General features: G+C 28.6%; 17 protein-coding genes and 1 tRNA gene. 14 read left to right on the forward strand and 4 right to left on the reverse strand.

Annotation, left to right across the window (positions count from 1 at the left end):
- Positions 1–3: 3 nt before the first annotated feature.
- The 3 genes from A9601_RS13835 (at position 4) to A9601_RS13850 (ending at position 2,604) form a co-directional block, all read left to right on the forward strand.
- Entirely contained in the window at positions 4–387 is a 384-nt protein-coding gene (locus A9601_RS13835) for a DUF2237 family protein (protein WP_011818425.1), read from the forward strand.
- A 48-nt stretch (positions 388–435) separates the two neighbouring features.
- Positions 436–1,266: a DUF4922 domain-containing protein gene (locus A9601_RS13840; protein WP_011818426.1), complete on the forward strand. Its 831-nt coding sequence runs from the start codon at positions 436–438 to the stop codon at positions 1,264–1,266.
- A 327-nt stretch (positions 1,267–1,593) separates the two neighbouring features.
- Positions 1,594–2,604, forward strand: a complete 1,011-nt coding sequence (locus A9601_RS13850) for a molecular chaperone DnaJ (protein WP_011818428.1) — start codon at positions 1,594–1,596, stop codon at positions 2,602–2,604.
- 414 nt (positions 2,605–3,018) lie between these two features.
- On the opposite strand, the gene A9601_RS13855 is transcribed toward A9601_RS13850, so the two are convergent.
- Together A9601_RS13855 and pheT are read right to left on the reverse strand one after the other, a co-directional pair.
- Positions 3,019–3,267, reverse strand: coding sequence for a hypothetical protein (locus A9601_RS13855; protein WP_041484532.1), 249 nt, complete (start codon positions 3,265–3,267; stop codon positions 3,019–3,021).
- Positions 3,268–3,372: 105 nt separating this feature from the next.
- Positions 3,373–5,817: a phenylalanine--tRNA ligase subunit beta gene (gene pheT, locus A9601_RS13860; protein WP_011818430.1), complete on the reverse strand. Its 2,445-nt coding sequence runs from the start codon at positions 5,815–5,817 to the stop codon at positions 3,373–3,375.
- Between the two features lie 100 nt (positions 5,818–5,917).
- Between pheT and rpmG the strand changes: the two genes are divergently transcribed.
- The 5 genes from rpmG to lptC all read left to right on the forward strand — a co-directional run bounded on the left by rpmG (position 5,918) and on the right by lptC (position 9,801).
- Positions 5,918–6,112, forward strand: a complete 195-nt coding sequence (gene rpmG / locus A9601_RS13865; RefSeq protein WP_002805540.1) for a 50S ribosomal protein L33 — start codon at positions 5,918–5,920, stop codon at positions 6,110–6,112.
- Positions 6,113–6,129: 17 nt separating this feature from the next.
- Positions 6,130–6,351, forward strand: coding sequence for a 30S ribosomal protein S18 (gene rpsR, locus A9601_RS13870; RefSeq protein WP_002806014.1), 222 nt, complete (start codon positions 6,130–6,132; stop codon positions 6,349–6,351).
- Between the two features lie 45 nt (positions 6,352–6,396).
- Positions 6,397–7,581 (forward strand): ribonuclease catalytic domain-containing protein, encoded by a 1,185-nt coding sequence (locus tag A9601_RS13875; protein WP_011818431.1) that lies wholly within the window; start codon positions 6,397–6,399, stop codon positions 7,579–7,581.
- Between the two features lie 68 nt (positions 7,582–7,649).
- Complete coding sequence (metG, locus tag A9601_RS13880; protein WP_011818432.1) at positions 7,650–9,194, forward strand: methionine--tRNA ligase; 1,545 nt, start codon at positions 7,650–7,652, stop codon at positions 9,192–9,194.
- The gene (gene lptC / locus A9601_RS13885) at positions 9,178–9,801 is read left to right on the forward strand and encodes an LPS export ABC transporter periplasmic protein LptC (protein WP_225866238.1); all 624 of its coding nucleotides are present in this window, start codon (positions 9,178–9,180) and stop codon (positions 9,799–9,801) included. Before metG ends, lptC begins: the two co-directional genes overlap by 17 nt.
- On the opposite strand, the gene A9601_RS13890 is transcribed toward lptC, so the two are convergent.
- Positions 9,798–10,424 carry a cofactor assembly of complex C subunit B gene (locus A9601_RS13890; RefSeq protein ID WP_011818434.1) on the reverse strand — a complete coding sequence of 209 codons (627 nt, stop codon included), beginning with the start codon at positions 10,422–10,424 and terminating at the stop codon, positions 9,798–9,800. The two genes, lptC and A9601_RS13890, sit on opposite strands and share 4 nt — an antisense overlap.
- A 111-nt stretch (positions 10,425–10,535) precedes the next feature.
- On the opposite strand from A9601_RS13890, the gene A9601_RS13895 reads away from it, so the two are divergent.
- The 6 genes from A9601_RS13895 to A9601_RS13920 all read left to right on the forward strand — a co-directional run bounded on the left by A9601_RS13895 (position 10,536) and on the right by A9601_RS13920 (position 12,624).
- Positions 10,536–10,847 carry a hypothetical protein gene (locus A9601_RS13895; protein ID WP_011818435.1) on the forward strand — a complete coding sequence of 104 codons (312 nt, stop codon included), beginning with the start codon at positions 10,536–10,538 and terminating at the stop codon, positions 10,845–10,847.
- A 10-nt stretch (positions 10,848–10,857) separates the two neighbouring features.
- On the forward strand, positions 10,858–11,418 hold the full coding sequence (locus A9601_RS13900; protein WP_011818436.1) for a bifunctional adenosylcobinamide kinase/adenosylcobinamide-phosphate guanylyltransferase: 561 nt from the start codon (positions 10,858–10,860) through the stop codon (positions 11,416–11,418).
- 2 nt (positions 11,419–11,420) lie between these two features.
- Positions 11,421–11,903 carry a tRNA (cytidine(34)-2'-O)-methyltransferase gene (locus tag A9601_RS13905; RefSeq protein WP_011818437.1) on the forward strand — a complete coding sequence of 161 codons (483 nt, stop codon included), beginning with the start codon at positions 11,421–11,423 and terminating at the stop codon, positions 11,901–11,903.
- Positions 11,904–11,932: 29 nt separating this feature from the next.
- Positions 11,933–12,006: transfer RNA gene (locus A9601_RS13910), tRNA-Met, on the forward strand.
- Between the two features lie 67 nt (positions 12,007–12,073).
- Complete coding sequence (gene clpS / locus A9601_RS13915) at positions 12,074–12,361, forward strand: ATP-dependent Clp protease adapter ClpS (protein WP_011818438.1); 288 nt, start codon at positions 12,074–12,076, stop codon at positions 12,359–12,361.
- Positions 12,362–12,372: 11 nt separating this feature from the next.
- Positions 12,373–12,624 carry a DUF1651 domain-containing protein gene (locus A9601_RS13920; RefSeq protein WP_011818439.1) on the forward strand — a complete coding sequence of 84 codons (252 nt, stop codon included), beginning with the start codon at positions 12,373–12,375 and terminating at the stop codon, positions 12,622–12,624.
- Here A9601_RS13920 and A9601_RS18935 read toward each other — a convergent pair.
- Positions 12,621–12,752, reverse strand: a complete 132-nt coding sequence (locus tag A9601_RS18935) for a hypothetical protein (protein ID WP_257008952.1) — start codon at positions 12,750–12,752, stop codon at positions 12,621–12,623. The genes A9601_RS13920 and A9601_RS18935 overlap by 4 nt on opposite strands.
- Positions 12,753–12,955 lie beyond the last annotated feature (203 nt).

Raw genomic sequence — 12,955 nt, forward strand, 5'->3', positions numbered from 1 at the left:
ACTATGACCATAAATAATCAAAATCAGTTAAATGTCCTTGGAGAAGAAATTGAGATTTGTAGTTGCGCACCTATGACAGGGTGGTTCAGGGATGGATTTTGCAACTATGACAAAAATGATGGAGGGAATCATTCCATATGTTGTGTAATGGATGATAATTTCCTGAAATATAGTAAATCGCAAGGTAATGATTTAATAACTCCCATGCCTATTTATTCCTTCCCAGGACTAAAGGATGGTGATCATTGGTGTATTTGTCTTGATAGGTGGAAGCAAGCATTATTAGACGGTCTTGCACCAAAAGTCATATTAGAATCAACTAATATTGTCGTCTTAGAATCAGTACCTCTGGAAAAATTGAAAGAATATCAATTTAATAAAAATTAATTACAAGTTTATTTTTTTTTTTAAAATGATAATGATAAATTTTTTTAAATGAGTTTAGAAATATATTGGGAAAAAGCACTAGAACAAACTCAATTATCAATTGATGATGAATCATTATATCCTCTCAAAACTGATATTATTACAAGAGATTTATATGAAAAAGACGACTTCATAATTAGGAAACTCGATACGTCAAAATTTAATAAAAAAAAAATTTATGGTCCTAAACAAAATCCATTTTGTCCTTGGGAAAAGATACTAGAAATTGATAAAATTGGTGATAATCATCAACTAATATTAAATAAATACCCTGTACAAAAAGGTCATATTTTACTTATTACAAATGAATGGAAACCTCAAAATGGATGGTTAGATATTAAAGATTGGAGAGCGATCCAACAAGTTAATAAAGATACTAGTGGATTATGGTTTTTCAATAGTTCTCCAATTGCGGGAGCAAGTCAACCTCACAGGCATTTTCAACTTCTGCGTAGATCTAAAGGTGAGATATCATGCCCAAGAGAAAAGTGGTTTTTAGAGATGAACTCATATCAAGATATAGATAGTAAGCTTAAAAAAAATATTGTTGTATCCAAATTTAATTTTTTAGAAAATCCATCATGTCTTTTTGAATTTTACTTGGCATTATGCAAGAAATTAGGACTTGGGAACCCTATTAGTGATAAGAAACCGATATATCCTTACAATATTTTAATAACTAATAAATGGATAGCTATTATAAAAAGAAAAAAAGATCATATCCATGGTTTCAGTATTAACGGTTTAGGATTTGCAGGATACTTATTAGTAACTGAAAATTCAAATATTAATTATTTAAAGAAATTAGGCCCTGAAAAACTTTTAGAAAATTTTGTTTAAATACTAGTTAGTTACTTCAACTTCCTTATCCCTGCTTATTTGGCTTTCTAAAACTTCTATAGATGCTGTTACCGAGGCAATTTTACGTTCAAGTGAATCCTTAATATAATTGAGCATTTCTAATTTCTTATGTTGATAAAAACTCTTTTTTTCTTTAGATGACTTGAAATAACAATTAAACATTTTTTATTTTTATTATAAAAAGACAATTAATTGACTTGTGACATAAAAATAAATTGTTTTTAATTTAAAAACAATATTTCGTATAGACTTTCAATTTTTTTTGAATAAAATTAAATAAATTCCATACTATTCAAGAAAATATTATTGAATATTCCTGAAAATTCAAATACAAAAAGAATTTCAATTGATTTACCTGAGGAACTAATTTCCAGGTTTGATCAATTACGAAAAGAGTGGGGATTTAGAGCAAGAGGGCCTGTAATAGAAAAGATACTGAAAGAACTTCTTCAAGAAGATGATTTACTACCTAAGAACCAACAGCAAGAAATAGACTTTAACGAGAATAATAATAAAGAAAATTTAAATATTGATGAAGATACTGCATTGGTATTAATTAAATCAGACGTAAAAAAAGAAGTTAATGAGATATCTTTGAATAAAAGATTTAAAAATAACAATCAATCTAAGGAAAAAACCAACTCAAACATAAGCCTTCCCAATTTTGTTGAAAAAAAAGTAAGGAATCTAAGAAGAAGTATTAATAGTGAAAAATTAAAGGATAATATTAATGATATTCAAATTAATACAATTAAAGAAACTGAATTAATAAAATGTCGAATTGAGTTAATTAGTCATTGGAAAACCTTATATGGATCAGTTCCTAATGATCATGTAGTAGAAGCTTCGATGGATTGGTTTGAAAGGGATATATGGCCAAATCTTGATGGAACTGAAAATCTGACCTTTACGTGGTGTGCAGCCAATAAATTAATGTCAGAATTATGCCCATTTTGGATAAAGAAAAATCCATCCCTTGAAATTGTTTTATTAATGATTGGCGTTTTAGAAGACCCTTTTGCTACATCAGACCTGATAAATAGAATACCAACACTTATGAGAAGGTTTATAAGTAGATTTAAGCGAAATAATAGATCAAATTCATTTGAAACTTTGGACTCAACAATGTCAGTACATGGAGCACTTAAATTATTGAATTTATCAACATCCGCAGGATCTGCTCATACGTTCCGTAAAATTAGGGAGGCCTATAAATCAATAGCCTTAGAGACTCATCCAGATGCTGGAGGATCAACAGATCAAATGAGAAAATTAAATGAAGCCTATCAATTGCTAAAAAATCTATATAGAAAATAGTATACTAATTCTCAAATAAGACTAATTATAAGTCTATTCAATAGTCTTATATAAGATAGCCGCTAATTTGAAATTTTTTAATTTTTGTCAATTATTATTATTCAAATATATAGAAACAATAATTACGTATAAATAAAAATAGAATGTAGTTTTAAAGAATAAAATTCTCTGTATAGTACTTCTTATGTGAGACTTAATATAAGTCTATTATATAGTCTCAAAAAAGATATGTAAGATAAATTAATTTATCAATTTGGATGATTCGCACCCAAACTGTTTATTACCTGCGAAAAATTAAAAATTGAATAATAAATCAACAAATTATGTCCTTTCAATGTCCAAGAAAATAATAACTCTTAAAAAGTCTTGATATCAAAGGTTTTTATGATTTCCCGAACTGCCTTAAAGACAGTACTACTTGGATTGAAGCTTTTCAATTGCTGTTTGTTTGTCAATGCTAGGGACGTCACTTAATCCGTTAGCATCAAACCAAGGAGCACTAGCCCAATCAAATCCTTCGCCAAAAGTATTATCTGGTGCAGCTATGTACCAATGACATGAAGCATCTGGTATGTCAACAGCACATTTTGACCAATCATCTGACCACTGAGGGACTTGCACCCACAAAACTGAAGATAGAAGTAGAGATAGTAAATTGATCATGAAAATGATCATACAACATTAATTAGTTTTATACGATTATTATTTGTCTTATATAAGAATTATATTTAGACTAGAATATAGTCTTAAATAAGATTAGTAATACAATTAATTCCGCAATTTCGTGTCGAAACATTTTTCAACATTAGAAATGATATTTGAATGTATTGATGTAATGTCCGAGTCCAATAATGTTTTATCTTTATCTCTATAAGATAATCTAAATGTATAACTTATATGATCCTCTCCAAATTTAGTATCTTCAAAAACATCAAGTAAATTTACATCCTCTAAGAGATTTTTACCAGTTTTTCTTATCTGTGATGTTATATCGCTAATTAAAAATTTCTTACTGAAAACAAAATTTATATCTCTTTCCATTTTCGGAACAATTGGGTATTGCTTATATATTGGAATCCATTTATTTTTTCTTGTACTAGCTTCCAAGAGGTTAGAAACATTAATGTTAAATAAATAAACTTTTTTTAATGACTTCTTTTCTAATATTAGTTTGGGATGAATTTCACCAAAATAACCTGCATCTTTCCCTTCAATAATTAATTTCGCTGTTCTTCCTGGATGAAGAAAATCAATTGAATCAGTAGGTTTATCATCAATTTTTATGTTCAAAGATGATAAAGCCTCCTTTAATTTTCCTCTGGCCTGGTAATAATTAAGATGATTATCCTTACCCGAATTTAACCATTTTCCAAATTTTTTATTTCCATAAATCGCACCATTCAGAACTTCTTCTTGAATGAAATCAGTTTTTTTATGAAAAACATTTCCAATTTCAAATATATAACAACTTTCTTGTCCAGCTTTTATATTACGGTTCACTATCTCCAAATGTTCTTTCCAGATATTATTTCTAAGACAGCTAGTTTCTAATAACAAAGGATTTGAAATCTTTATAAGTTTTTCATTATCTTCAGGAACAAGAGAGTAGCTTAGTACCTCGTTAAAACCGTTATCTATAAAACCATTTTTTACTTTTCTCAATGCCAACTGTTCTGATGACAATTTTCCAGGCTTAATTGGATTGGGAAGTTTTAAGTCGAATCTGTCATACCCTATTAATCTCGCTATTTCTTCAATTAAATCTATTTCTCTTATTAAATCATGCGATCTATTAGGGATTACTGCTACATCCCAGCCATATTCTTTATTCTTTAAAGTACAACCTATAAGTTTTAATTTATCAACTATTTCATTATCAGATAAATTTCTTTTTTCAGATTGATCGTTAATTATTAATGGACCAAGAATTTTATGTATTCGATTTCTCCGTAGTTTAATAAATATATCCTCATTACTTATTAAATTGGAAGTATTGATGATTGGTGAATTAATACAAAAATATTGTTCTAAAAGATTAATTGCCCTTGTTACTGCACTAATCGTATTTTTTGATGATATCCCTTTTTCATACCTGCTGCTAGATTCTGTTCTTATGCCAACCGCCTTTGAAGATTTTCTTATAGTAACTGGATTAAAAACAGCGCCTTCAAGGTAAATAGATGAGGTAGTATTAGTTACAGAAGTCTCTATACCGCCTATCACCCCTGCAATAGCTACCGGTTTATCACAACAAGTAATGACTGTGATATTGTCATTTAAGTCATATTCTTTACCATCTAAGCAAATAAGTCTTTCATTATCCTTACCTTTTCTTACAGAGAAATCTTCTGGAGAAACTTCCTTACCAATTAAGTTTGAAAGTTTATCTTTATCAAACGCATGCAAAGGTTGACCTTGTTCTAAAAGAATATAATTTGTCAAGTCAACTAGAAGATTAATAGATTTTATACCTGATTTTTCTATACGGTCTTTAAGCCAATTTGGCGATAATTTATCTCCATTTACTCCATCAATGCAGCTTATTGTATAAATACAGTTCGATTCTATAGCCTCTGGACAAAGTTTAATTCCCTTAAGTAATTGAATATTGTATTTATGGTTTAATTCAGGAGAATTTAAAGTGGATTCTAAAAGGGCAGAAATTTCACGGGCTATACCCAAAACTGACATTCCGTCAGGTCTATTAGCTGTAATGGCTAAATCATATATAAAATCATTTAATTGAAGCAATTCAGACGCTGGAGTGCCTAATTCATGTTTTGAGGCTAAATCTTCATCAATGATCTCTATACCTTCGCTAGAGTCCTCTAAACCTAGTTCCTGCAGTGAACATATCATGCCTTCACTCATGACACCTCTAATTTCGCTTCTTTTAATATTTAAATTAACAGCATTTAATTTCGCGCCGACAGTAGCAATATAAACATAAATATTTGGTTTAATATTGCGAGCACCACAGATAATTTGTAAATTCCTTGAATTACCAATATCGACTTGGCAAATTGAAAGCTTGTCAGATCCTTCGTGTTTTAAAACAGATAACACTTTACCTAAAACAACACCATTTACATTTTCTGAACAATCTTCTAATGATTCAACCTCAAATCCACCAATAGACAATTTCTCAGAGAGATCTTCAGGAGTAGAAGTAATTTCTACTAAATTATTCAACCAATTTTGAGAAACTTTCATTTATATTTTTATTCAATGAGTATAAAAGAAATGAGTATATCTTCAAAAAAGTTTGTTGAAGATGTACAATAGAAAATTATACAATAAAGTATTAATTAAAATGGCCAAAAAAGGGACAAGAGTTGTAGTGACCCTGGAATGTACTGAAGCTAGGACAAGCACAGATCCTAAGAGATCAAATGGTGTTTCAAGATATACTACTGAAAAGAATCGTAGAAATACAACTGAAAGATTAGAACTAAAAAAGTTTAATCCTCATTTAAACAGAATGACAATTCACAAAGAAATTAAGTAATCAAATTAAATTAAATCATGCCAAATTCAATTTTTAAAAAACAATTATCACCTATCAAACCTGGAGATCCCATTGACTATAAGGATGTAGAACTACTAAAAAAATTCATAACTGAGAGGGGAAAAATCCTACCAAGAAGGATGACAGGTTTAACCTCTAAGCAACAAAGAGATCTTACATTAGCTGTAAAGAGAGCCAGAATTGTAGCTCTTTTACCCTTCGTAAATCCTGAAGGATAATTTCATATTTAATATATTTGGCACTATAATTAATATTTCAAATATTTGAAAGATTTAACTAATTTAAAAACATATATTATTGACTCTGATGATCCACATGAGGTTGATGACGCTGTTTCATTAGAAATAAGAAAAGGAAATAAAAAAAAATTATGGATACATATTAGTAATCCATGCAAACTCTTTTTGCATGAATCTAATATTGATTTAAATGCAAGAAAGAGAAATAGCAGTTTATATTTAATTGATCAATATGTCCCAATGCTGCCTAATGATATTCTTGAAAAGGCAAATCTAGCCCAAAATAAAGTTTCAGAAACTATTAGTGCAGCGATAGAATTCAATGACGATGGATCAATAAATAAATATGAAATAACTGAAGCAATAATAAAACCAAAATATCAATTAACATATGAAGATGCAAATGAAATATTAGAAATAGAACCCAAAGAAGAAATAGAATTACTTGAGATTAAAAAATTATTAGAAAAAAGTATTAAATTTAGAAAGAAACAAGGAGCAATTATTTTTGAAAGTCCTAATAATAAAATTAAATTATATAAGGATAAGATTATACTTACTAAATTAGAGAAGACAATATCACAAATTATAATTGCAGAATCAATGATATTAATGGGTTATGTAACAAGTTTATTTATAGATAAATATGATTTAGCGGCTGCATTTAGGATTCAAAAAATAAACTGCAATCCATCTGAAATACTCAATAGATATAATGATAGTGATATTAAATATATAATATTAAAACAATATATGGGAAGAAGTTACATAACTACTAAGCCTGGAATTCATGAATCTTTAGGCCTTAAAATGTATGTACAATGTACATCACCACTAAGAAGATATCTTGATTTGATTATACAAAGGCAAGTCTATAACAAAATTAATAATTACGAAGTTCTTAGTAAAGATTCAGTCTCTAAGATTATTGATTATTCAAAGAATAGACAATCAGAAAATAATAATATATTTAAAAATGATAAATATAAGTATTTAAAATTATTTTTTAAAAATGAAGAAAAAGCTTTTTATAAAATTATATTCGTTAAGTGGATTAATCATAAAAAAAATATTGCTTTGGTTTATTTTCCAGATTATTCACTAGAAATACTTATTACTCTTTTTGTATCAATAGAAATATACAGTAATAAAATATATAAAGTTAAATATATTATAAATGATAGTAATCTTTTAGAATTTATTTATTAATAAGATAATCAATATAATGGGTTATTATTAGTTTAAAAAATATCTGTTAGTATAAATATAAAAGCTTTATGACTTTTGTCATTACTACACCTTTATACTATGTTAATGATAAACCTCATTTAGGAAGTGTATATACAACAATAATTTGTGACTCAATAGCTAGGTATAAAAGGCTTGCAGGTGAAGAAGTTATTTTCATCACTGGTGTCGATGAACATGGTTTAAAAATACAAAGAACAGCTAATGAAAAGGGTATTCCTCCAAAATCACATTGTGATGAAATCTCAGAAATCTTTAATAATAATTGGAAAGATTGGAATATATCCTTTGACAAATTTATAAGAACAAGCTCAAAAAATCATGAATTTGTTGTTAATGAATTTTATGAAAGAGTAAAAGCATCAGATGATATCTATATGGGAGTTCAAAAAGGTTGGTATTGTGTCGGTTGCGAAGAATTTAAAGATAATCCAGAAAATTCATCAACATACAAATGTCCCATACATCAAAAAAATCTTGAATGGAAAAATGAAGAGAATCTCTTTTTTAGGCTTTCAAAATATCAAAAAGAAATCGAGAAAATAATCAACGAACCTTCTTTTATAGAGCCAATAGAAAGAAAGAATGAAATTATAAATTTTGTTTCTAGAGGTTTAAAGGATTTTTCAATTTCAAGAACAAATGTTACATGGGGAATTCCAGTCCCTGGTTACGATAACCATACCTTTTATGTGTGGTTTGATGCTTTACTTGGATATGTAAGTGCCATTAGTTCTGATGCGACAGAACATTCATTGGAAAAATCAATTAATGGAGGATGGCCAGCTGATGTTCATTTAATTGGTAAGGATATTCTGAGATTCCATGCTGTATATTGGCCTGCAATGCTCATTTCTGCCAAAATGAAAGTTCCTAAGAAGGTTTTTGGGCATGGGTTTCTTACAAGAGAGGGGCAAAAAATGGGTAAAAGCTTAGGAAATGTACTCGACCCTGATTTATTGCTTAAAAAATATGGAAATGATCCTGTAAGGTGGTACCTCATTAAAGACATATCATTAGGAAATGATGGGGATTTTCAAGATAAAAGATTTGTTGACATCATCAATAATGACTTAGCTAATACAATAGGTAATTTATTAAATAGAACATCATCTATGTCTAGAAAATGGTTTGATAATAAAGTGCCAAATAATGAAAAAATTTCAAGTGAAAATAAATTAGAGAATTATGCCAAAATTGCAGTTGAAAACTATATTTATAACTTTGATAACTATAAATTAGATTTAGCAGCTAATGAAGTACTTAGCCTAGCAATTAATACAAATTTGTATTTGAATGATAATCAGCCATGGGTGCTAATAAAAGAGAAAGATAATCTACCTCTAGTTAAAGAAATTATTTATAACGTTTTAGAAAGTACCAGAATAATAGGATTATTATTACTACCTTTATTGCCCGAATTATCTATAAAAATTAATGAACAACTTGGCTCTATATACAGAGAGGAGATTTCTTGGAAAAAACAATTAATTTGGGGATTATTAGTTAGCAACTCAAGTCTTCCTAAACCCACTCCAATCATAAATAAACTTGAGTATGAGCAAAAATTATAGATTAATAATTTTCCTTACATTATTTATGCTTGGTTGCTCTCCAAGTGTAATTGATGAAAAAAAAGTTATCCAAAAAATAGACAGTTTAGATATGACTATATTCTCTAAAAGTGGAGATAAGATATATTCTATTACCAGTCCAAATTCAAGTTATGACAATATTGAATTAAAATTCGAATTAAAAAAACCTATTATTAATATTCTTAATGGGAAAGAAACTAAATATATTATTAGTGCAGAAGAATCTACATTATCAGACAATAATAAACTCTTGAAATTGAAAGGGAATGTTAAATTAAAAACTTTAAAAAATAATGAGGATATTTTAAATGCTGATAATTTTACTTGGAATATAGAAAATACTAACTATCTATTAGAGGGAAATATAAGATTTGAAAATCAAAATATCATCTTAAATTCAGGAAAAGCCATATTGGGTTCAGATAACATAATTGAATTTTTCAATCCAGTAAAATATATAATTAAAGATGAAAATAACGAAAATAAATATGAAATAAACTCAGAAAATGCTTTCTATAATTTAAATACTGAATCAGTAAGCTTTGAAGCAAGAGATAAAAGAGTTAAATCAATAATATATTTTTAAATTTTATTTTTTGAGAAAATATTATTAATTTTTTTGGACCAGTTATTAATCCATTTTTCATCAGACTTCGTAAAACACTTAGCACTCCAGCCTCCTATCAATATGAAAGCCTTATTATTTATAGGAACAATTAAAATAGATGGGATTTCAGCGCAAAAATTATAAAATTCATCTCTCCTAGGATAAAATTTAGTGTTTGCCAATGATATTAATTTCATATCTTTAATAGATCTCAGACAAGTTTCCCCAGGTTTAAAATCATTACTTGAAGTGATACCTCTCCTCAATATATTAACGCCATCATTGTGGATTAATATTGCTGCTGCTGCTGTAGAAGTTAATATCGCTTCAGAACCCCATGCAAGTTCATCAATAACTTCATCCGGCATGTTTTTATCGAAGAGAAACATATTTTCTCCTTTTAAAAGAGTTTTCTCACCAGCTATGGGTTGGAATTGTTTAAATAAAAAACCTATCAAAATAATAATTAACGAAGCTATTGCAGCTAACACTTGTGCTCTTTCAAGCTCAGGAGTGATTGTTTCTATTGAAATGAAATTTGCTATCTGAAAAATAAAGAGTATTACACCGACTGATATTAATGATTTCCCATTGAATCCCATATTTTAAATATGTTATTTCTAATTAAATTATTCAAATATTATATTGTTTAGTAGATTTAAAATTACTCAAACATATGGTTTTTAATATATAATTAACCAAAACCTCTCAAAATGAACCTAAACATCAATAAATATTTACTTTCCCTTATCTTTACTGGCTTTATTTTTATTCTTATCCCTTCGACTACATACGCAAATGAACTTAATACTATAAATAAATATTTTGGTGTTACTCAACAGAAGACTGTTATAAATTACGAAAAAAGTCAGCCCTCATCTATCGACAACCCTGTAGTGGATCCAAATTTTAACACTATGAGATCAAAAGATACTGAGAGTTCAACTGCTACTTATATAGTTGTAGGTTTGTTAATTGCTGCCACGATTATTCCTCTAGCAACATGGTGGTATTTCTCTAAATAATAGAGAATTTATGAATGCCAAGGTTTTAAATATTAGTGAATATTCATCTCATATAGTTTTAATTACAGGAGGGACAAAGAGTGGAAAAAGTGAATTCGCGGAGCATCTTGCAAAGGGGGTAAAAAAATTATCATATGTTGCCTTATCTGAAAACAATTTGGATGATAAAGAATGGCAAGATAAAATTAATTTACATCGAAAAAGAAGACCAAAAGATTGGAAATTAATAGAAACGACAGATCTATTAAATACATTAAGGAATGAAGAAGGTCCATTATTAATAGATTCTATTGGGGGATTCGTTATGAAAAGTATTGGAAAGGAACAAAAAGAATGGTTAACAAAAATGAATTCACTTATAAGTCTCTTAATGAAAAGAAAAAGCATAACAATTATTGTTGGAGAACAAGTGGGTTGGAGTTTGGTCTCTGAATATAAAATTGGTAATACATATATTGAGAGAATCGGCGAAATTCAAAAGAGAATAACCAAAATATCAAAAGATAATTGGCTGGCCATAAACGGCAGAGCAATCAAAATAGATGAAATAAGTATTGAAATACCTACTTAAAATTGGAAGTCGCTCTTTTTGAACCTAGAATCCCACAAAATACTGGTAATATTGCCAGATCATGTGCTGCATTTAATATACCTTTAAATCTTATAGAGCCCTTAGGTTTTAAACTAGAAGATAAATATTTAAAAAGAGCAGGTTTAGACTATTGGCCTTTAGTTACTGTTAATCAGTATGAGAATTTTGAAAAATTTTTAGCGTCAAAATCAACAAAAAGAATAATCTCTTTTAGTAAAAAAAATGGATTATATTTGAAGGATTTTAAATTTAAGCAAGATGATATTTTGCTATTTGGGAGAGAAGATTCAGGATTACCCGATTCCATTATTGATAAAAGCGACTTTTTAATATCAATATTTATGCCGAATATACAGACTGGTAACAATGATCAAAAAGGTGTGAGAAGTCTAAACCTTTCTGTTGCATGCGGAATTGCTATATATGAGGCCTACAAACAAATAAATTTTCAAAATGGTAATTAAGTACAACCAATGCCTTACAATATTCCCATGTCTCGGTAGCTCAGCTGGTTAGAGCGGCGGATTCATAGCCCGCAGGTCGCGTGTTCAAGTCACGCTCGAGACATTTTTAATACTTTTCAATTGAAGAACATAGGTGTAATTTTAATTTAATTAAACTATTAAAGACAATAATGGTTAATTCACTCGGGACAGTCTTAGAACCAAAAAAATCTAAAGCAAAATATCCAGAAGCAAGAGTTATAGTTCTTGATGACAATTTTAATACTTTTCAACATGTCGCAAATTGTCTTCTAACAATAATTCCAAGCATGAGTGAACAAAGGGCATGGGATCTAACCATTAAAGTTGACAAGACAGGATCTGCAGAGGTGTGGAGAGGTAATCTTGAGCAAGCAGAGCTGTATCATGAGCAACTATTCAGCAAAGGATTAACAATGGCTCCAATTGAGAAAACATAAAATAAGTAAGATTGACAGAAAATTATTGGCTTATAAATTCGAATCGTTCAAGGGTTAAAAGGTTTTCAAAGAATAATCAAAATAAAGATAAATTTTTTGAATATATGTTTATAGACTCTGGAAAAATTCTTGGTGTTTTAGGAAAAGAACCACCTGTTATGACAACCAGAGAAGAACTTAAAGTTGATAAAGCTAGAGATGAATGGAGAAAGTTAATCGCTCAAGGTTGGAGGAGAACCAAACCAGTTTGGGAAGACTACTAGTATCCAATATTGTTACTAGGATTAGTTATATAAATTATGAGATTTAGGACGTAGTTAGCGGGTAAATTTAATGGCTTCAAAAGTAACAAAGCCATTCCTTGAGTTACATTAAATTCTTTATTTTTCATAAAAAAAATAAAAGTCTCATTTTAATTATAAAAAGACTGTCAAATACAAACTAAAAATTCTGAAAAAAGATATATAAGCATTTATTGATTAAGGATTATCAAGATATCTAATATCTAAAACTTGTTTTAAAAAATTATAGATTTAGGGTTACTTGTTTTTTTTTAACAAAAAATTCCAGGTTACAGTTTAATAGTCCCTGATA

This window comes from Prochlorococcus marinus str. AS9601 (genome assembly GCF_000015645.1).
GTDB lineage: Bacteria > Cyanobacteriota > Cyanobacteriia > PCC-6307 > Cyanobiaceae > Prochlorococcus_A > Prochlorococcus_A marinus_O.

What these genes read in the sequence shown, in the direction of transcription:
- A9601_RS13890 (WP_011818434.1), bottom strand. Translation starts at nt 10,424, where the DNA reads ATGGGATTCAATGGGAAATCATTAATATCAGTCGGTGTAATACTCTTT.
- A9601_RS13900 (WP_011818436.1), top strand. Translation starts at nt 10,858, where the DNA reads ATGAATGCCAAGGTTTTAAATATTAGTGAATATTCATCTCATATAGTT.
- A9601_RS18935 (WP_257008952.1), bottom strand. Translation starts at nt 12,752, where the DNA reads ATGAAAAATAAAGAATTTAATGTAACTCAAGGAATGGCTTTGTTACTT.
- metG (WP_011818432.1), top strand. Translation starts at nt 7,650, where the DNA reads ATGACTTTTGTCATTACTACACCTTTATACTATGTTAATGATAAACCT.
- A9601_RS13835 (WP_011818425.1), top strand. Translation starts at nt 4, where the DNA reads ATGACCATAAATAATCAAAATCAGTTAAATGTCCTTGGAGAAGAAATT.
- pheT (WP_011818430.1), bottom strand. Translation starts at nt 5,817, where the DNA reads ATGAAAGTTTCTCAAAATTGGTTGAATAATTTAGTAGAAATTACTTCT.
- clpS (WP_011818438.1), top strand. Translation starts at nt 12,074, where the DNA reads ATGGTTAATTCACTCGGGACAGTCTTAGAACCAAAAAAATCTAAAGCA.
- lptC (WP_225866238.1), top strand. Translation starts at nt 9,178, where the DNA reads ATGAGCAAAAATTATAGATTAATAATTTTCCTTACATTATTTATGCTT.
- A9601_RS13895 (WP_011818435.1), top strand. Translation starts at nt 10,536, where the DNA reads ATGAACCTAAACATCAATAAATATTTACTTTCCCTTATCTTTACTGGC.
- A9601_RS13855 (WP_041484532.1), bottom strand. Translation starts at nt 3,267, where the DNA reads ATGATCAATTTACTATCTCTACTTCTATCTTCAGTTTTGTGGGTGCAA.
- rpsR (WP_002806014.1), top strand. Translation starts at nt 6,130, where the DNA reads ATGCCAAATTCAATTTTTAAAAAACAATTATCACCTATCAAACCTGGA.
- A9601_RS13840 (WP_011818426.1), top strand. Translation starts at nt 436, where the DNA reads ATGAGTTTAGAAATATATTGGGAAAAAGCACTAGAACAAACTCAATTA.
- rpmG (WP_002805540.1), top strand. Translation starts at nt 5,918, where the DNA reads ATGGCCAAAAAAGGGACAAGAGTTGTAGTGACCCTGGAATGTACTGAA.